The following is an 18,405-nucleotide window of genomic DNA, read 5'->3' as shown; positions in this document are numbered from 1 at the left end:
CCGCCGACTTGCGTCGATCAGCCTGCCCGCTTGCTGCTGATCGCCCCATAGTTTTTCAATGCACCACCCAGAACAACTAGAGAAAACCCTATGACTGACGCTCCACCTACCCTGCTGCAAAAGCTCAAGAGCACCAGCCTGGTGACCCAGATTGTGATCGGTCTGATCGCCGGTATTTTGCTGGCCTGGCTTGCACCTGCGGCTGCGCTTTCGGTGGCCTTTATCGGCAAGGTGTTCGTCAGCGCCTTGAAAGCCGTGGCACCGATTCTGGTATTTGTCCTGGTCATGGCATCGATTGCCAACCATAAACACGGACAAGAAACCCATATCCGCCCGATCCTGGTGCTCTACCTGTTCGGCACCTTTGCCGCTGCCGTAGTGGCCGTTATCGCCAGCATGTTGTTTCCATCGAGCCTGGTACTGGTCACCGAAGACATCGCCATTGCAGCGCCGGGTGGTATCAGCGAAGTGTTGCAAAGCCTGTTATTGAGTGTGGTGGATAACCCGGTCAACGCGCTGATCAACGCCAACTTTATCGGCATTCTGGCGTGGGCTATCGGGATGGGGATTGCCATTCGCCATGCTGGCGATGCCACTCGCACCGTGCTCAGCGACCTGTCCAACGGCGTCACCCTGATTGTGCGTGTGGTCATCCGTTTTGCACCGCTGGGTATTTTCGGCCTGGTGGCTTCAACCCTAGCCACTTCGGGCTTCGGCGCGTTGCTGGGCTACCTGCACCTGCTCACCGTGCTGATTGGCTGCATGCTCTTTGTGGCACTGGTGGTCAACCCGCTGATCGTGTTCTGGAAGCTGCGTCGCAACCCGTACCCGCTGGTGTTCCTGTGCCTGCGCGAGAGCGGGATTACCGCGTTCTTCACCCGCAGTTCGGCGGCCAATATTCCAGTGAACATGGCGTTGAGCGAGCGTTTGGGTCTGCATGAAGACACCTACTCGGTATCCATCCCGCTGGGTGCCACTATCAATATGGCAGGCGCGGCGATCACCATTACGGTATTGAGCCTAGCAGCCGTGCATACGCTGGGAATTACGGTCGATATACCGACAGCCATTTTGCTGAGTGTCGTGGCAGCCATTTGCGCGTGCGGCGCATCGGGCGTGGCGGGCGGGTCGCTGCTGTTGATCCCGTTGGCGTGCAGCCTGTTCGGCATCCCGAGCGAGATTGCGATGCAAGTGGTAGCTGTGGGCTTCATCATTGGCATCCTGCAAGATTCGGCCGAAACCGCGCTCAACTCATCCACTGATGTACTGTTTACGGCTGCTGCTTGCATGGCCCAGCAAGACAAGGCTGTGCAACAGAGCTAAGACAACCAACCAAATCTGTGGGAGCCGGACTTACCCGCTCCCACAGAGGGCTTGCTTAGAAAGCGCCCATGTAGTCACGCTTGCCGACTTCAACGCCGTAGTGGCGCAGGATCGCGTAAGCAGTGGTCACGTGGAAGAAGAACTGTGGCAAGCCGTAGGTCAGCAGGTAAGCTTGGCCGGTGAAGCGTTTCTCTTTCGGCGTGCCCTGACGGGTGATGATTTCGATACCTTCCTTGCCGTCGATTTGCTCAGGCTTGATCGAATCAACAAATGCCAGCACTTTGCTGATGAGCGCTTGCAGATCGGCGAAGGTCACTTCGCTGTCGTCATACTTCGGCAATTCGATTTCAGCCAGACGGGCCGACACACCCTTGGCAAAATCAACTGCGATTTGCACCTGACGTACCAGCGGGAACATGTCCGGTGCCAGACGCGCTTGCAAAAACACGCTCGGGTCGATGTTCTTGGCGGTTGCATGAGCTTCAGCCTTGGTCAGAACACCGCTCAGGGCGTTGAGCATTTGCTTGAACACAGGGATGGAAGCAGCGTACAGAGAGATAGTCATGAAAGTCTCGACAGTCTGTGGGCGGGAATTGAATGTGCGGCGATTATAGACACGCCTGTCCTCTTGTGGCGTATGAAGATCAACCTTAAGGTCACTGCCGGAATAACACGCATGCCTTCTGCAAGTTTTGGTACACCTCCAGTCATGGCAATGGAAGACCCGGTCCAGGTGCTCTATCGCAAGATCACCTGGAAACTCATCCCCTTCCTTTGCTTCTGTTATCTGGCCGCCTATCTGGACCGGATCAACATTGGCTTCGCCAAGCTGCAAATGCTCGGCGACCTGCAGTTCAGTGAAACCGCCTTCGGCTTGGGCGCAGGGTTGTTTTTCGTCGGCTATATCATTTTCGAGGTGCCGAGCAATCTGGTCCTGGAAAAGGTCGGCGCCAAGGTCTGGATTGCCCGGATCATGATCACCTGGGGCCTGCTCTCGGCCTGCACCATGCTGGTCACCACCCCGGCCCAGTTCTACATCGTGCGCTTCTTGCTGGGCGCGGCCGAAGCCGGGTTTCTACCGGGCGTGCTGTATTACCTGACCACCTGGTTCCCGACGCAGCGACGGGGACGCATCATTGCCCTATTCATGATCGGCATGCCGCTTTCCAGTGTGATCGGCGGGCCGCTGTCGGGCTGGATCATGGGTGCTTTCGACAACACGGCCGGGCTCAGGGGCTGGCAATGGCTGTTTATCATCGAGGCGATCCCCAGCATATTGCTCGGGATTCTGACGTTCTGGGCCCTACCCAATAGCCATCACAGCGCCAAATGGCTGAATACCAAAGAAAAAGAGTTGCTTGAAAACGAGCTGCGCAAAGATGACGTCGAAGGCAAAAACAGCAAGCACAGCTTTCGCGACGGTTTTTTTAACCTGAAGGTGTGGATGCTCGGCGGGATCGACTTCTCCATCCTGCTCAGCGCCTATGCGATGGCCTTCTGGATGCCCACTTTCATTCGCAATGCGGGAGTCGCCGACAACTTCCATATTGGCGTATTGACGGCTCTGCCCAGCGCCGCAGCCCTGATCGGCATGCTGATGATTGGGGCCAGCTCCGACCGTCATCGCGAGCGGCGCTGGCATATCATCGTGCCTTTTCTGGTTGGCGCGGCCGCCATGGCTGGCAGCACCTTCTTCAGCCATAACGTTGTGGCAACCGTGGTGCTGTTTGCCATTGCATCGGCCGCGATCATTGGCGCTGTACCGGTGTTTTTCAGTTTACCGGCGACCTTTCTCAAGGGCCGTGCAGCCGCAACCGGGTTTGCCCTCGCCTGCTCGCTGGCCAATATCGCCGGACTGGTGAGCAACTCGCTGATGGGCATCGCCATCGACGTGACGGGCAGCGGCTCCGGCGCGCTGTGGTTTTTCGCCTGCTGCCTGCTACTGAGCAGCCTGCTGGTGATTGCCCTGCCTGCCAAGCTGGTCAATCGCTGACAGACAATAAGAAACAACCTGTGGGAGCAAGCAGGCTCGCTCCCACAGCGGGGGTTACATGGCTGTCGCTCTACCGCGCAAAAGACTCCACAATGGTTGCTGGCAACGGTTGCTCAAATTGGAGAAGAAAATGGAAGTCCCCGCGAGTCAGTTCCCACAAAGCACGCAGATCGAGTCTGATGCAGGGCCTCAGCTCAACAGCACCGAGATCCGCATCCTCGGCTCGTTGATCGAGAAACAGACCACCAACCCTGAAACCTATCCCTTGACGCTCAACGCACTGGTACTGGCCTGCAATCAGAAGACCAGTCGCGAACCGGTGATGAGCCTTACACAAGGGCAAGTCGGGCAAAGCCTGCGCGCACTGGAAGGCCGCGGCTTTACCCGACTGGTCATGGGCAGCCGTGCCGATCGCTGGGAACATAAAGTCGACAAGGCGCTGGAGCTGGTGCCTGCACAAGTAGTGCTGCTGGGATTGCTGTTTCTGCGCGGTCCGCAAACCCTGAACGAGCTATTGACCCGCAGCTCCCGCATGCACGACTTCGAAGACATCGAGCAAGTGCAGCACCAGCTCGAACGCTTGATTGCCCGGGACCTGGCGCTGTTATTGCCACGCCAGAGCGGCCAGCGCGAGGACCGCTATACCCATGCACTGGGCGATCCGGCAGATATCGAAGTGATTATGGCCGCGCGCCAGCAACCCGCAGAACGCAGCAGTGGGTCCGGGGTCTCGCTGGAGCGTTTTGAAGCTCTTGAGGCGCGCATTGCCGCTCTGGAAGCGCGTCTGGCAGAGCTGGAGTAAAGCCGATATCGGGCGAGGCAACTCGCCCGACACTGCAATCAACTACGGGCAAATGCCACCGCAGCCTGGAACTGCTCCGTTGTAGGCCGGACACCGGTGTACAGCACGAACTGCTCGAGCGCCTGAATCGCAATAACCTCAAGCCCCGTGATCACCTGTTTGCCCTGGGCACGACCACGAATGATCAATGGCGTTTCAACCGGGATCGCCACCACATCGAAGACGATATCGGCACGATCAATGGCATCCGCTTCAAAGGCCAGATCATCCGCCTCAGCGCCGCCCGCCATGCCCACCGGCGTCACGTTGATCAGCATCTGTGGCCGCTGTGCAGCCAGCTCCGGCTGCCACTCATAACCGCAGCTTGCCGCCAGTGCGGCCCCTGTCGCCTCGTTACGCGCCACGATCAGCCCATTGCGATAGCCGCCATCACGCAACGCCGAAGCCACCGCCTTGGCCATGCCGCCGCTGCCACGCAGGGCAAAGGTGGTGTCTTGGGCGACTTTATGGCTGGCCAGCAGTTGCGCAATAGCGATGTAGTCAGTGTTGTAGGCCTTGAGGTGGCCGTCCGTGTTGACGATGGTGTTGATCGACGCAATGGCTTGGGCCGATGCATCCAGCTCATCCACCAGCGCAATACACGCCTCCTTGAAAGGCATCGATACCCCGCAACCACGAATCCCCAGGGCCCGGATACCCGTTACGGCGCCCGTAAGATCCTTGCTGCTGAAAGCCTTGTAGTAAAAGTTCAGGCCCAGCTGTTCGTATAGATGATTATGAAAACGCAGTCCGAAGTTACCCGGCCGACCCGACAGCGATATGCACAGCTGGGTGTCTTTATTCGGATTCATTTGCATGATCATCTCCTTGCTGAATGCTTTTAGATGGACGGCACACGCCGTACCGAGAAATTTGTTGGATCATACTGCGGTCGCTTGCGCTGAAACGTCTCAGCGCCTGCCAGACCTTACACAAAATTTACCAAAACGCTTCGCAGTTTTTTAAAAAAGCAGTGTCTTAAGGTTATCCCCGCGATTATCTGTGGTCTGGTGCAGACCGAAACGTCGGGGCTGGAATTCGAGGAATCGTCATGATGCGTACCATCCCCAAAGTGGCTTTGCTTATCGGCGCACTGGCTGTAGCGGGTCAGGCATCCGCCCATGGCGGCTGGGGTGCCGGCCCTGTCCTTTTTGGCGCGGTAGTCGGCGCTGCGGTTGTGGGTTCAGTCATAGCAGGCCAGGAACCGCGTCCGGTTTACGTTCAACAACCGGTCTATGCCCAACCGCAACCGGTCTACGTACAGGCACCGCCGGTGTATTACCAACCGCAACCGGTGTATGTACAGCCACCTCAGCCCGTCTACTATCAGGGTTACTACGGCCGGCCACACCCGGTGTACTACGGCCCGCCACGTGGTTATTACGGCCCGCCACGCTGGTGATACCGGTGCGCGCAAACCGGCAGGCTTTTTCAGCTGCCGACGGGTCCTAATAGACAATGTGAATGTCGCGGATGAGACACCGTACTGACCCCAAGTACGGCATTATGGAGCGTAATCTGCTCGATCATCGGCACAATCATAAAAACAAGGACGACCTTTATGCCTACACAAAACCCGCATCATATCGTCGGGCTATGCACCTCCAGCAAGGTTTACAACACTCTGACCGAGCTCAAGCAGCTCGAAGGCCATCGCACCGCCAAGCTGGTTTCTCTATTGACCCAGCACCTTGTCCGCGAAGGGTTGTTGAGCGATCAGGAAGTCATGCACATGCTCGATCTGGTGGTTGACTGATACCTCACCGCCATCAATGACGACTATCACGCGCAATGATTTCTTGCGTAGCGGCCCGGGCCGTAAGGTAGCGACATTGTTTGAAGGAGGTTTTTATGCCCACGATTCATGTCATGTCAGTCATCGGCAGTGCCGTACCGGCCCCACTTCGCGCCGACGGCCTGTTGGCGTGCTGGTATGTGGTCAGTGACGGCGTTGCCGTCAGCGGCCCCTTTACCTCACGCGCTGCGGCACAACTCAAAGCCACCAGCGAAACAGATAAAACAACGCGACACTCAACGCGACACTGAGCAATACGTTGCGTCGCCAAAGCATCAGACCTATGGCGCACAACCCGGCCAACAGGTATGGGTTGCTCAGGCTCAAGTCGAGCCCGTGATCCTTGACGAAGATGATCGGCCCGCAGATCGCCGTCAGCATTCCCGGCACTGCAAAGCCCAGGAACTCCTTGACCCCGCGATTCAAGCGAATCGGCAACCGCGGCTCCAGAAACAGGTAGCGGTTGAAAAACAGAATCAGCGTCATCCCGCCAATAATCGTCCAGATCATGCCCAGTACCCTCCCAGACGCTTGCACAGATAGCCTGCAACCATGCCCGCCAACCCTGCCAGCACAATGGCCGACTCCCACTGCCAGTAACTGAACAGCACAACGGTCAACAACGAGACCGCCACGCAGACAATCGTCGGGACAGTGCGCACGATGGGTGTGATTAACGCGATAAAGGTCGCGGCAATCGAGAATTCCAGCCCCAGTTGATCCAGCCCCGGAATGCTCTTGCCCAGCACCACGCCCAGAAGGGTGAAAATATTCCAGCCCACGTACATGCACAGCCCTACGCCCAGCGCATACCAGCGATTGAATGTCTTCTGGTCAAACGGGCTGACCAGGGCAAAGAACTCATCGGTCAGCAAAAAGCCCAGCCCAAATCGCCACTTGGGTTGCAACGGCGATACCAGCGGTCGCAGATGCATCGCATAGAGCAAGTGCTGCGAGGTCAGCAGCAAGGTCGTTACCAGAATCGAGATCGCACTGGCGCCACCCTTGATCATGCCGATCGCGACCAGTTGCGCCGCACCGGCAAACACAAACAGCGACAGCCCCTGACTTTGTGCAGGCGTTAACTGCGCATCAATCGCCGTGGAGCCGGCCAACAACCCCCAGGGCGCGCACGCCAGCGTCAACGGAAGGCAGGCTATGGTGCCGCGAAAAAACGCGGTTCGAGCAAGGGAATCAGGCATCAGAAACAATCCGGCAGTAAGCAGCGGCAAAGGGTCGCAACTTGCGTGAATAAAGTCTTGAACGATCTTGCTCTGCGCCCCTCAAAACTTTACGCGGCCTGCTTGAAAAGGCCCGGCGCGTTTGACGAGAGGCTGATCCTGGTCTTTAGTCAGGCGCATTCAAGTTGCGTTGTTGCCCATCCACCGCTGCCACGAGGAACCACCATGTCAGACCTGAAATCCGCCAAGGAAAGCAGAAAGGCCGATCTGCGGACACCTACGGCACTAAGCGAAAAAGCCTGTATCAACATTGCGGCAGAAGTAAATGCACTGCTGGCTGACACTTTCGCCATTTACATGAAAACCAAGAACTTCCACTGGCATATGTCCGGCCCGCATTTCCGTGACTTCCATCTGCTGCTGGACGAGCAAGCCGATCAAATTTACGCCACCACCGACGCTATTGCCGAACGCGTGCGCAAACTGGGGCGTACCACCCTTCGCTCCATCGGCCATATCAAGAAACTGCAGCGCCTGCTGGATAACGATGCTGACTTCGTAACCCCCGAAGACATGCTGGCAGAGCTGCGCGAAGACAATATCCAGCTGGCCGCCTACATGCGTGAGACCCACGACATGTGTTCCGAACTCGGAGACGTGGCCACCACCAGCCTGCTGGAAAATTGGATCGACGAAGCAGAACGCCGCGTGTGGTTCCTGTTTGAGTCGTCGCGCACCAAGTAACCCAAAATTCTGTAGCCGCTGAGGAGAGCTGCGAGGCTAAGACCGGTTTGCCAGGGCTCCGCCCTCGATCGCAGCCTCCGGCAGCGGCTACAGTGCGATTCCTGTTTGAGTCGATGAATTTTGTTTCATCTTCCATAAGCGCTGCGAAGGGTATATTCGCCGCGCTCATTGCTCATTCAATGAACCCTTGGCCCGCCCCCTCCCCCGCGGGCTTTTTTTTGCCCGTCAAACGCCCTGCTTGAACACCAGCGCCTTGAGGCCACACTCGACGTCGGCATCCGGGAACTCCGGCGGGTTGTCCAGACGCTGAACAAAGTGCAGGCTCGGCGCATCCTGGGTCACGCCATCAATCAAAAAGTCCGAACCCAGTGCAGGATCGTTCATACAGGCCAGCACCGTGCCGTTTTCGCTGAGCAACTCCGGCAAACGCCGCACCACGCGCTGGTAATCCTTGGTCAACAGAAAGCTGCCCTTCTGGAACGACGGCGGGTCGATGATCACCAGATCGTAAGGGCCGGTGCTTTTTACCTTGCCCCAGGACTTGAACAGGTCATGACCCAGAAACGTCACCTTGCTCATGTCATGCCCGTTCAAGCGATGGTTGTCACGCCCACGGCTCAACGCCGCACGGGACATATCGAGGTTGACCACATGCTGTGCCCCGCCCTCTATCGCTGCCACTGAAAAACCGCAGGTGTAGGCGAACAGATTCAATACCCGCTTGCCCTCGGCGTTGGCCCGTACCCAGTCACGACCATAGCGCATGTCCAGAAACAGGCCGTTGTTCTGCTTGCGGCCCAGATCCACTCGATAACTCAATCCGCCTTCAGTCAGCGTGCACTCATCAATCGCCTCGCCCACCAGCCATTCGGTGTCGCTCTGCAGCGTGTAGCGATGTTGCAGCACCAGCGTATGCGCGCCGCTGGCTTGCCACTCCGGCGATTGGGCGATGCTCAGCAGCAATTGCTTCAAGGCATCCAGAGGTTCAGCCTCCGGCTCCTTGAACAGCGAGACCAGTACCACGCCTTGTAGCCAGTCCACCGTCAACTGCTCAAGCCCCGGCCAGCACCGTCCGCGCCCGTGGAACAAACGCCGGGTTTCGCTGGGTGCAGTCTGCAGAGCAGTCAATAAGTGCAGGTGCAAGGTGGTTAACGCTTCAGGAGTCATCGGGCCGGCCGGTCAATTTCAGGGGCCGGCATTTTACACAATTGCGCCGCCTGCAAGCATGTGAAGGCAAGCCCTCAGCGGCCGCAGGTCAGCCCGCAATCTTTAAGTCCTGTTCAGCTTGCGCACAGCATCCAACTGCTAATTTCGGCGCCGGGCGCTGCATGAACAGCAAAGCACCGGTAAAAAACCTGTTTATTGCGCAAACCCCAGCAAAATCAGGCATTTCTGCCGCTATTGATCCATACTCACAAAATGTAACGTCATGTGTGTAACGGCCGTTACAACCCGGTATTTCCCAACCCTTTTTGAGTCATTCTGCGTGAAAATTCATCTTTCTATTTTAAGCCTGTGTTTCGTTCTGGCAGGCACCAGTGCTTCTTCAATCGCCGCAGCGGCTGAAAGCACTTCGGCCCCAAGGGATACCTCACAACTGCATATCGCCTCAGGCAGTGCGATGCTGATCGATCTGCAAACCAACAAGGTCATTTTTGCCAGCAACCCCGACGCCATCGTTCCTATCGCCTCAGTGACCAAACTGATGACCGCCATGGTGGTACTGGACGCCAAGCAGTCGATGGATGAGTACATTTCGGTCAACATCAGCGACACCCCGGAAATGAAAGGCGTGTTCTCCCGGGTCAAACTGGGCAGTGAGCTGTCGCGTCACGAAATGATGCTGATCACCTTGATGTCATCGGAAAACCGCGCCGCAGCAAGCCTGGCCCATCACTATCCGGGCGGTTATGTGGCATTTATCGCAGCGATGAATGCCAAGGCCAAGAGCCTGGGCATGATGAGTACCCATTACGTAGAGCCGACCGGTTTGTCGATTCACAACGTGTCTACCGCACGTGACCTGAGCAAGTTGCTGGCCGCCGCTCGGCATTACCCGATGCTCAGCCAGTTGAGCACCACCAAGGAAAAAACCGTGGCATTTCGCAAACCCAACTACACCCTGGGTTTCCATAACACCGACCATCTGGTGAACAAGGACAAGTGGAATATCAAGATCACCAAAACCGGCTTTACCAATCAGGCTGGTCATTGTTTGGTGCTGGTGACTGAAATGGGCGGTCGCCCGGTTTCGCTGGTTATTCTGGATGCCTTTGGCAAATACACCCACTTCGCCGACGCAGGGCGGATCCGTAACTGGCTGGAAACCGGCAAAAGCGGCAGCGTGCCCGATGTAGCCTTGCGCTACAAAGCTGACAAGAATCTGCAAAAACACCAACTGACAGCAGGCCAGCCTGCCAAGTGACGGATTGCGGATAAAATGCAGGCACTTGCCCCGGGGAGAGATCGGGGACAAATGCCTGCGTACTGCCCGCCACGAACACCCGGATAGCAAGAACCCCGCCACAAAGACGGGGTTCTTGGCTAGCGCGTGCTCAGATTAGTGTTGCAGAGCAGGCTGCGAATCCCCATTAATCGGGATGCGCTTGGCTTTTGCCTCTTCCGGCACCACCCGTTGCAAGTCAATGCTCAACAAGCCATTACTCAGGTTGGCGCCTTTGATCTCGATATGATCGTCGAGACGGAAGGACAATTTAAAGGCCCGCTGTGCAATGCCCTGATGCAAGAAGGTCACACCTTCATCGCTCATGCTTTCACGTTTGCTGCCGCTCACGGTCAGCACGCCCTTCTCTACTTGCAGGTCCAGATCATCTTGCTGGAAGCCTGCTGCTGCAACCACGATGCGATAGCTGTCTTCACCACGTTTTTCAACGTTGTAAGGTGGGTAGCCGCCGCTCGAGTCGTTGCGCAAAGCGGTTTCAAACAAATCACTAAAACGGTCAAAGCCGACAGAATTGCGGAACAGTGGCGCCATGGAAAATGCGTTGCTCATAATTTTATCCTCCTGATTTCAGCGAGATATTGTTACGCGACCCGGTTTCGGCATCGCGTACCCGAGTGTCCTGTCTCACAAAAAGGATCAGTACTTGCGAGACAGGACACTAGATAAGGACCGTAAAAACCATTTCAAGAGCTTTTTTTAATTTTTTTCAGCTGTTTCAGGCAGCGTCTGCTGGCGGGTTATTGACCATATGCCTAACCTTTTCACAGTCGGTTTCCCGGCGCATGGCATTGAACAGTACGACAGCTTCAGGGTAGTTGCGGGTCAGCATCGCCAGCCACTGCTTGAGTCGGCCCGGAGCTGAACGCGGCGTCAGCTGAGCCTCGGCCTGGGCCCAGAAGTCGCGGATCATGGGCTGTAAATCGGCCCAGGTCATTTCAACCACTTCCTCACCGGCACGGGCTGCGGCGATTTGCCGGGCCAGATCGGGGCGCGACACCAGACCGCGACCGAGCATGATGTCTTCAGCCCCACTGATTTCGCGGCAACGGCGCCAGTCTTCAACCGACCAGATATCGCCATTGGCAAACACCGGCACCTTGACCGCTTCCTGCACCTGGGCGATGTATTCCCAATGCGCAGGCGGCTTGTAGCCATCCATCTTGGTCCGCGCATGCACCACAATCTGACTGGCGCCGCCTTCGGCCAAGGCAATCGCGCACTCATTGGCGCTGTCTGGCGTATCAAAGCCCAGACGCATCTTGGCGGTGACCGGGATATGCGCTGGCACGGTGCGGCGCACTTGCAGCAGGATCGCGTGCAGCAGCTCGGGCTCCTTGAGCAGCACCGCTCCGCCACGGGACTTGTTCACGGTTTTGGCCGGGCAGCCAAAGTTGAGGTCAATCACCCCGGAACCCAACTCACAGGCCAGCGCCGCGTTATCGGCCAGACAGGCAGGATCAGAACCCAGCAACTGCACACGCAGGGGCACGCCAGAGCGGGTTTTTGCTCCGTGCTGCAGTTCAGGGGCGAATTTATGGAAGTAGGCTTCAGGTAACAGCCGTTCGGTGACCCGAATAAATTCGGTCACACACCAATCAATACCGCCGGTGCGGGTCAGGACATCACGCAGGATGTTGTCGACCAACCCCTCCATCGGCGCCAAAGCAATTTGCATGGGTGACTCTCATCAAAAACGTGGGGCAGTTTACGTGGTTCTGCGGGCAATCGGTATGAGCAGGCGCTGCCTGTCAGGCTGTCACGACAGCCGGACCATAACCTTCAAGAAACTCGGGCGGCAGGCGCTTGGGCTTGCCGGTGGACAGCTCGATGCAGACAAAGGTGGTTTGCGCACGCAACAGGGTCACACCATCGCTGGGGCGGACCAGTTGAAAATGACGGGTCATGCGCAGGCGCTGGTCGCAATCGACAATCCAGGTCGCCAGTTGCAGCTCGTCGTCTTCATAGGCGCTGGCAAGGTAATCGATTTCATGCCGGGATACCGCCATGGCGCGATCAAGACGACGGTACTCGGTGAGGTCCAGCCCCAGGCGCTGCGAATGGCGCCAGGCACAACGTTCCAGCCAGACCACATAGGCCGCGTTATTGGCATGGCCAAACCCGTCGATGTCTTCAGCCTGCACGTGCAGGTCAATGATAAACGGCGCTGCCAAATCCCAACTCATGCCTTGTCTCCCGGTACACAAATAAGGAGAGCAGTGTAACGCAGAGGGGGCTGCTGCAAGCTTGCAGGCGAGGAATATAAAAACTGCAGACAAACAAAAGGGTCATTCAATAATCGAATGACCCTTATAAATCCCGCAAAGCGGGTAATCGTGGCGTCCCCTAGGGGACTCGAACCCCTGTTACCGCCGTGAAAGGGCGGTGTCCTAGGCCACTAGACGAAGGGGACACAAACCCTTCTAACAGTGATCAGCACTGAGTGCTGATCGATTCAATGCCGGTGTGGCCAAGCATTGAACTGTAAATTGGTGGAGCTAAACGGGATCGAACCGTTGACCTCTTGCATGCCATGCAAGCGCTCTCCCAGCTGAGCTATAGCCCCGATTTATCGCCTGGCGGCGGAGCATCACCGAAGTGCTGCTTCTGTAAAACTGGCGTCCCCTAGGGGACTCGAACCCCTGTTACCGCCGTGAAAGGGCGGTGTCCTAGGCCACTAGACGAAGGGGACACAAACCTTCTAACTGATCAACACTGAGTGTTGATCGATTCAATGCCGGTGTGGCCAGGCATTGAACTGTAAATTGGTGGAGCTAAACGGGATCGAACCGTTGACCTCTTGCATGCCATGCAAGCGCTCTCCCAGCTGAGCTATAGCCCCAAACAGACACTGCAGCGTGTTTCTTGCTGCTTGTTTCGTGTTGCTGTGTGGACGGGGCGCATATTAAGACTGGATGGGTAGGCTGTCAAACTTATTTTCAAAGTTTTTTAAAAAAATTTGCCGTGAGAACAACCACTTACCCTCCCCGCCCTGTAAATACTGGGCCAAACCCACGAAATCTGTAGCCGCTGCCGAAGGCTGCGATAAGGGCCGAAGGACCTTCACCCCCTCAGGACTGCTGCGCAGTCCATCGCAGCCTGCGGCAGCGGCTACAAATAAAAGCAGTTAACCAATCGCGTTAAACAGCTTTTCCCACTCTTTATTTTCTTTCTTCGACACGCCGCCCAGCAGGTCCAGCGCCTGACGCAGACGGAAGCGGGTCAGGTCCGGTCCCAGAATCTCCATCGCGTCCAGCACCGACACCGAGCTGGCTTGCCCTGTGATCGAGGCGAACATCAGCGGCATGGCATCACGCAGCTTCAGCTCCAGGGACTCAACCACGGTCTGGATGCACCCCGTGATCGCGTCTTTTTCCCACTGACGCAGGCTCTCGAGCTTCCACAGGATCAGTTGCATCAACTGACGCACTTGCTCATTGGACAGCTTCTTGTGCTCAAACAGCTTGGCATCCAGCTGCAAGCCGCCGGAGAAGAAGAACCCGGCCAATGGCGCGATCTGGCTGAAGGTTTCAACCCGGCCTTGCACCAGCGGCGCGATCTTCATCATGTACTCAGGGTTCAGCGCCCATTGCTGCACGCGGCTGGCGAACTCTTCCAGAGGCAGATCGCGCAACCATTGGCCGTTAAGCCAGGACAGTTTCTCAACGTCAAAGATCGGCCCGCCCAGCGAGACGCGGGACAGGTCAAAGTTGTCGACCATTTCCTGCAGCGAGAACTTCTCGCGCTCGTCCGGCATCGACCAGCCCATACGGCCCAGGTAGTTGAGCATCGCTTCAGGCATAAAGCCCATGCGCTCGTAGAACGTCACCGAAGTCGGGTTCTTGCGCTTGGACAGTTTGCTCTTGTCCGGGTTACGCAACAGCGGCATGTAGCACAGCTGCGGTTGTTCCCAGCCAAAGTATTCGTACAGCAGGATCAGCTTGGGTGCCGATGGCAGCCATTCTTCGCCACGCAGTACATGGGTGATGCCCATCAGGTGATCGTCGACCACGTTGGCCAGGAAGTACGTCGGCAGACCGTCGGTCTTCATCAGCACTTGCATGTCCATACGATCCCACGGGATCTCGACATCACCGCGCAGCAGGTCCGGCACCACGCATACGCCTTCGGTCGGCACTTTCATGCGGATCACATGCGGTTCGCCAGCGGCCAAGCGCTGCGCGACTTCTTCCTTGGACAACAGCAGCGCTCGACCGTCGTAGCGCGGGGTCTCGCCCTTGGCCATTTGCTCGGCGCGCATCTGGTCCAATTCTTCGCTGGTGCAGAAGCACGGAAAGGCATGGCCCATTTCGACCAGTTGCTGGGTGTACTTCTTGTAGATCTCGCTACGCTCGCTTTGACGGTACGGGCCGTGCGGGCCGCCAACGTCCGGGCCTTCGCTCCAGGTGATACCCAACCAGCGCAGGGCGTCGTAGATCTGCTGCTCGGACTCGCGGGTCGAGCGCAACTGGTCGGTATCTTCGATCCGCAGGATGAATTCGCCGCCATGCTGCTTGGCAAAGCAGTAGTTGAACAAAGCGATGTAAGCGGTGCCGACGTGGGGGTCGCCGGTAGGCGATGGCGCGATGCGCGTGCGAACGGTGGTCATGGGCGGTCTCGAAATGGAGATAAAACAAAGGGCGAATGGTAACAGGCCGACCCTGCTTGGCTCCAGCGCAGGACTCGGCCCAGCCGCCACACGGCTGAAAAAACCTGAAATAGAGCGTTTGTATCGAATTGATACAGGGAAAAGCACCCGGCAGTGGTGCTAATCTCGGACCATTCCCGACATTCTCTGGCTGGAGACACCTATGTCCCACGTTGTACTGGTGCTGGTTGAAACCGTTAACGATTACCTGCCACTGCTCGAACATGAGGGTTTCGAGCTGATCCTTGCACCGACCATGGCCAGCCGCGCGGCGGCAATTGCCGAACATGGCGCACGTATCGATGCCGTTTTAACCCGCGGCCCCTTGGGCCTGTTCGCCGAAGAAATGGCCGCCCTGCCCTTGCTCAAGATCATCTGCGTGATCGGTGCAGGCTATGAGCAAGTGGACTTGCAAGCCGCCAGCAATCGAGGGATTACCGTTACCAACGGCGCCGGAGCCAATGCCTCGTCCGTGGCCGACCATGCGATGGCGCTGCTGCTGTCACTGGTACGCGGCATTCCCCAGGCCGATGCCGGTATCCGCCGGGGTGAATGGAACAAACTGCGCCAGCCCTCTGTGGCCGCAAAACGCCTGGGTATCATCGGGCTGGGCGCCGTCGGGCTGGCCATTGCCAAGCGTGCAGCGAACGGTTTTGACATGAGCATCAGCTATCACAACCGCCAGCCGCGACCTGACACCCCCTATACCTACTGCGCCAGCGTGGCCGAACTGGCCGCTGCCGTGGACTTCCTGATCGTGGCCACACCGGGCGGCAGCGACACCCGGCATCTGGTCGATGCCCCGGTGCTCGATGCCCTGGGGCCGCATGGCTACCTGATCAATATTGCGCGCGGCAGCGTGATTGACACCGACGCGCTGATTGCTGCACTGGCCAGCGCCCGAATCGCCGGCGCCGGGCTCGACGTCTTCGATCACGAACCCCAGGTTCCCGATGCCCTCAAAACCCTCGGCAACGTGGTCATGACCCCGCACATGGGCGGTCAATCGCCAGAAGCCGCACAAGGCACCGTGCAATTGGTCGTCAACAACCTGCTGGCGTATTTCTCCGGGCAACCGGTCCTCACACCTGTGCGGTTGCCCACGCCTGTCTGACTGTCCAGTGGAGCCCGAGCTTGAAATTCAGCCTGCCTAAAACCGCCACCGCGCCCTTCTGCCCTTCCGAAGTCAGCGGTAGCGTTGCCGTCGATGCCAGCGCGCCGTTGTTTAAACGCGTACTGCGCTTTGCCGGGCCCGGCTTGCTGATCAGCATCGGCTACATGGACCCCGGCAACTGGGCCACCGCCATCGAAGCCGGTTCGCGATACGGCTACAACCTGTTGTTTGTGGTACTGCTCGCCAGCCTCGCCGGGATGGCCGTGCAGTGCCTGTGTTCGCGACTCGGGATCGCCACTGGCCGCGATCTGGCGCAACTGTGCCGCGAACGCTACAGCAAGCGCTCGGCACGAGTGCAATGGCTATTGGCGGAAATATCGATCATCGCCACCGACCTCGCCGAAGTGCTCGGCTGCGCGCTGGCCTTCCACCTGCTACTGGGTTGTTCGATGACCGTCGGCATCGCCCTCACTGCCTTCGACACGCTGCTGGTGCTTGCCTTGCAAGGCAAGGGTTTCCGCCGCCTGGAAGCCATCATGCTGGCGCTGGTGTTGACTATCGTCGGGTGCTTTTTTGTCGAACTGGTGCTGATCAAGCCTTACTGGCCGGACGTGTTCCAAGGTTTCAAACCGTCACTGTCAGCCATCAGTGACGCAGCGCCGCTGTACATTGCCATCGGCATCATTGGCGCCACCGTCATGCCGCACAATCTGTACCTGCACAGCTCCATTGTACAAACACGCCTGACCGGCACCGACTACGCCAGCAAACTGGACGCGGTGCGCCTGTCACGCATCGACACCATCGGCTCGCTGGCCCTGGCGTTGCTGGTCAACGCGGCGATCCTGATCCTCGCGGCTGCCGCCTTTCACCAGACCGGTCACAGCGATGTGGTCGAAATCCAGGACGCCTACCGCATGCTCGACCCGCTGGTGGGCGGCGCCATGGCCAGTGTCCTGTTCGGCGTGGCGCTGCTGGCCTCCGGGCAAAGCTCGACCTTCACCGGCACCATCGCCGGGCAGGTGATCATGGAAGGCTACCTGGACCTGCATATCCCCTGCTGGCAACGCCGCCTGATCACCCGCGGACTGGCGCTGATCCCGGCGTTTCTCGGGGTCTGGCTGATGGGCGACGGCGCAGTGGGCAAGTTGCTGATACTCAGCCAGGTCGTGCTCAGCCTGCAATTGCCGTTTGCGCTGTACCCGCTGATCCGCATGACCAGCGACCAGAAACTCATGGGCCCCTTCGCCAACCGCCTACCAACCCGGTTGTTGGCCTGGTTTCTGTTTGCGCTGATCAGCTGCGCCAACGTCTGGCTGATTGCGCAGCTCGGGTTCGGGGACTAACACCCGAGCTGCCCATCCAGCCAGCTCGCCACCCGTCCATGAATCACCGGCACCTCCTCCAGCAACCCGCTCATGCGCATAAAGTCGTGGGTCATGCCGGGCTCTTCGCACAGCAGCACTTGATTGCCCGCCCGCTTGAGTTTTTCCGCATAGGCCAACCCTTCGTCGTGCAGCGGATCGTAACCGGCCAGGTACACCAGCGCCGGGGCCAGGCCACTGACATCCGGTGCCAGCAAGGGCGAAATACGCCAATCCTGCACGTCAGCCGGAGTGCGACTGTAGAGCCGGTAAAACCAGTCCATGCACGCGGTTTCGAGCAGGTAGCCCTCGGCATACCGCACATGGGAATCACGCTTGCAGCTGCCATCCGTCACCGGGTAAAGCAGCACCTGCGCACGCGGCACGATGGCGACTTCCTGCGGTTCGCGCACCGCCAGAATCGCGAGTACCGTGCTCAACGTGCCCCCTGCGCTGTCTCCGGCAAACGCCACTCGCGTGGCATCCAGCCCGTGCCTGGCACCGTCGCGCAGCAGCCAGTTCACCGCATCGCAGGCGTCGTGCAGTGCCGTGGGGAATACCCACTCCGGCGCCAGCCGGTAATCCACCGCCAGCACTGCAAAGTGCCCCGCTGCCGCCAAACGTCGGCACAGCGCGTCATGACTGTCGAGACTGCCGATCACATAGCCGCCACCGTGAAAATAAATCACTACCGGCAGCCGCGAACCATCCAGCTGCGCACCACGATACAACCGCGCAGGCAGACTGAAACCATCCCGCGCCGGGATGCGCAGGTCGTAGCTGTCGACCTCGGGCACTGGCACATCAAATACCCCCGAGCTGAGCTCAAATTCACTGCGGGCCTGGGCCGGGGTCAGCGTGTGCATGGGCTGGCTCTTGCCGGTCATGCGGCTGAATTCAGCCAGTTCCAAAAACGCTTCCAGTTCGGGTAATACAGGCAT

Annotated in this window: 20 protein-coding genes and 4 tRNA genes; 10 read left to right on the top strand and 14 right to left on the bottom strand. The window is 58.2% G+C overall.

Going from position 1 to position 18,405, the window contains the following annotated elements:
• Window positions 1-90 precede the first annotated feature (90 nt).
• Window positions 91-1,323, top strand: coding sequence for a serine/threonine transporter SstT (gene sstT / locus U5A05_RS08965; protein WP_321836139.1), 1,233 nt, complete (start codon window positions 91-93; stop codon window positions 1,321-1,323).
• 55 nt (window positions 1,324-1,378) lie between these two features.
• Here sstT and U5A05_RS08960 read toward each other — a convergent pair whose 3' ends face one another.
• Window positions 1,379-1,888 (bottom strand): DUF1993 domain-containing protein, encoded by a 510-nt coding sequence (locus tag U5A05_RS08960; RefSeq protein WP_321836138.1) that lies wholly within the window; start codon window positions 1,886-1,888, stop codon window positions 1,379-1,381.
• Window positions 1,889-1,999: 111 nt separating this feature from the next.
• Between U5A05_RS08960 and U5A05_RS08955 the strand changes: the two genes are divergently transcribed.
• Together U5A05_RS08955 and U5A05_RS08950 are read left to right on the top strand one after the other, a co-directional pair.
• Window positions 2,000-3,316: an MFS transporter gene (locus U5A05_RS08955; RefSeq protein WP_321836137.1), complete on the top strand. Its 1,317-nt coding sequence runs from the start codon at window positions 2,000-2,002 to the stop codon at window positions 3,314-3,316.
• A gap of 130 nt (window positions 3,317-3,446) precedes the next feature.
• Entirely contained in the window at window positions 3,447-4,118 is a 672-nt protein-coding gene (locus U5A05_RS08950; protein ID WP_261741766.1) for a YceH family protein, read from the top strand.
• A 38-nt stretch (window positions 4,119-4,156) separates the two neighbouring features.
• On the opposite strand, the gene U5A05_RS08945 is transcribed toward U5A05_RS08950, so the two are convergent.
• Complete coding sequence (locus tag U5A05_RS08945) at window positions 4,157-4,975, bottom strand: shikimate 5-dehydrogenase (protein ID WP_261741765.1); 819 nt, start codon at window positions 4,973-4,975, stop codon at window positions 4,157-4,159.
• 233 nt (window positions 4,976-5,208) lie between these two features.
• Between U5A05_RS08945 and U5A05_RS08940 the strand changes: the two genes are divergently transcribed.
• The 3 genes from U5A05_RS08940 to U5A05_RS08930 all read left to right on the top strand — a co-directional run bounded on the left by U5A05_RS08940 (window position 5,209) and on the right by U5A05_RS08930 (window position 6,203).
• Window positions 5,209-5,559 (top strand): hypothetical protein, encoded by a 351-nt coding sequence (locus U5A05_RS08940; protein ID WP_261741764.1) that lies wholly within the window; start codon window positions 5,209-5,211, stop codon window positions 5,557-5,559.
• Between the two features lie 159 nt (window positions 5,560-5,718).
• Complete coding sequence (locus U5A05_RS08935) at window positions 5,719-5,913, top strand: hypothetical protein (RefSeq protein ID WP_261741763.1); 195 nt, start codon at window positions 5,719-5,721, stop codon at window positions 5,911-5,913.
• 95 nt (window positions 5,914-6,008) lie between these two features.
• Window positions 6,009-6,203 (top strand): hypothetical protein, encoded by a 195-nt coding sequence (locus U5A05_RS08930; RefSeq protein ID WP_261741762.1) that lies wholly within the window; start codon window positions 6,009-6,011, stop codon window positions 6,201-6,203.
• Here the strand turns inward: U5A05_RS08930 and U5A05_RS08925 are convergent.
• Together U5A05_RS08925 and U5A05_RS08920 are read right to left on the bottom strand one after the other, a co-directional pair.
• On the bottom strand, window positions 6,151-6,462 hold the full coding sequence (locus U5A05_RS08925) for an AzlD domain-containing protein (protein ID WP_261741761.1): 312 nt from the start codon (window positions 6,460-6,462) through the stop codon (window positions 6,151-6,153). The two genes, U5A05_RS08930 and U5A05_RS08925, sit on opposite strands and share 53 nt — an antisense overlap.
• On the bottom strand, window positions 6,459-7,154 hold the full coding sequence (locus U5A05_RS08920; RefSeq protein ID WP_321836136.1) for an AzlC family ABC transporter permease: 696 nt from the start codon (window positions 7,152-7,154) through the stop codon (window positions 6,459-6,461). The genes U5A05_RS08925 and U5A05_RS08920 overlap by 4 nt, the downstream gene beginning before the upstream one ends.
• Before the next feature lie 204 nt (window positions 7,155-7,358).
• Between U5A05_RS08920 and U5A05_RS08915 the strand changes: the two genes are divergently transcribed.
• Window positions 7,359-7,877 carry a Dps family protein gene (locus U5A05_RS08915; protein ID WP_261741759.1) on the top strand — a complete coding sequence of 173 codons (519 nt, stop codon included), beginning with the start codon at window positions 7,359-7,361 and terminating at the stop codon, window positions 7,875-7,877.
• Between the two features lie 225 nt (window positions 7,878-8,102).
• On the opposite strand, the gene U5A05_RS08910 is transcribed toward U5A05_RS08915, so the two are convergent.
• The gene (locus U5A05_RS08910) at window positions 8,103-9,044 is read right to left on the bottom strand and encodes a class I SAM-dependent methyltransferase (RefSeq protein WP_321836135.1); all 942 of its coding nucleotides are present in this window, start codon (window positions 9,042-9,044) and stop codon (window positions 8,103-8,105) included.
• Between the two features lie 319 nt (window positions 9,045-9,363).
• Between U5A05_RS08910 and pbpG the strand changes: the two genes are divergently transcribed.
• Window positions 9,364-10,302, top strand: a complete 939-nt coding sequence (gene pbpG, locus U5A05_RS08905) for a D-alanyl-D-alanine endopeptidase (RefSeq protein ID WP_261741757.1) — start codon at window positions 9,364-9,366, stop codon at window positions 10,300-10,302.
• 135 nt (window positions 10,303-10,437) lie between these two features.
• Here the strand turns inward: pbpG and U5A05_RS08900 are convergent, their stop codons facing one another.
• The 8 genes from U5A05_RS08900 to gltX all read right to left on the bottom strand — a co-directional run bounded on the left by U5A05_RS08900 (window position 10,438) and on the right by gltX (window position 14,947).
• Entirely contained in the window at window positions 10,438-10,890 is a 453-nt protein-coding gene (locus U5A05_RS08900; protein ID WP_261741756.1) for an Hsp20 family protein, read from the bottom strand.
• A gap of 166 nt (window positions 10,891-11,056) precedes the next feature.
• Entirely contained in the window at window positions 11,057-12,016 is a 960-nt protein-coding gene (locus U5A05_RS08895) for a tRNA dihydrouridine synthase (RefSeq protein ID WP_261741755.1), read from the bottom strand.
• A gap of 73 nt (window positions 12,017-12,089) precedes the next feature.
• Complete coding sequence (locus U5A05_RS08890) at window positions 12,090-12,524, bottom strand: acyl-CoA thioesterase (protein WP_261741754.1); 435 nt, start codon at window positions 12,522-12,524, stop codon at window positions 12,090-12,092.
• A 151-nt stretch (window positions 12,525-12,675) separates the two neighbouring features.
• Window positions 12,676-12,751, bottom strand: a tRNA-Glu gene (locus tag U5A05_RS08885).
• A 77-nt stretch (window positions 12,752-12,828) separates the two neighbouring features.
• Window positions 12,829-12,904, bottom strand: a tRNA-Ala gene (locus U5A05_RS08880).
• A gap of 50 nt (window positions 12,905-12,954) precedes the next feature.
• Window positions 12,955-13,030, bottom strand: a tRNA-Glu gene (locus U5A05_RS08875).
• A gap of 74 nt (window positions 13,031-13,104) precedes the next feature.
• Window positions 13,105-13,180 (bottom strand) — tRNA-Ala (locus U5A05_RS08870).
• Window positions 13,181-13,465: 285 nt separating this feature from the next.
• Entirely contained in the window at window positions 13,466-14,947 is a 1,482-nt protein-coding gene (gene gltX, locus U5A05_RS08865; protein WP_261741753.1) for a glutamate--tRNA ligase, read from the bottom strand.
• 202 nt (window positions 14,948-15,149) lie between these two features.
• Here gltX and U5A05_RS08860 point away from each other — a divergent pair, with 202 nt between their 5' ends.
• Both U5A05_RS08860 and U5A05_RS08855 read left to right on the top strand, forming a co-directional pair.
• Complete coding sequence (locus tag U5A05_RS08860; protein WP_261741752.1) at window positions 15,150-16,100, top strand: 2-hydroxyacid dehydrogenase; 951 nt, start codon at window positions 15,150-15,152, stop codon at window positions 16,098-16,100.
• Between the two features lie 20 nt (window positions 16,101-16,120).
• A complete protein-coding gene (locus tag U5A05_RS08855) occupies window positions 16,121-17,446 on the top strand; it encodes an Nramp family divalent metal transporter (RefSeq protein ID WP_261741751.1) in 1,326 nt (441 codons plus the stop codon).
• Here the strand turns inward: U5A05_RS08855 and U5A05_RS08850 are convergent.
• The gene (locus tag U5A05_RS08850) at window positions 17,443-18,405 is read right to left on the bottom strand and encodes an alpha/beta hydrolase (protein WP_321836134.1); all 963 of its coding nucleotides are present in this window, start codon (window positions 18,403-18,405) and stop codon (window positions 17,443-17,445) included. The two genes, U5A05_RS08855 and U5A05_RS08850, sit on opposite strands and share 4 nt — an antisense overlap.

Origin of the sequence: Pseudomonas kulmbachensis, assembly GCF_963681935.1 — a bacterium.
Classification (GTDB): domain Bacteria; phylum Pseudomonadota; class Gammaproteobacteria; order Pseudomonadales; family Pseudomonadaceae; genus Aquipseudomonas; species Aquipseudomonas kulmbachensis.
The sequence above is the reverse complement of the archived record's forward strand: the minus strand, read 5'-3'. Positions and strand labels throughout refer to the sequence as shown.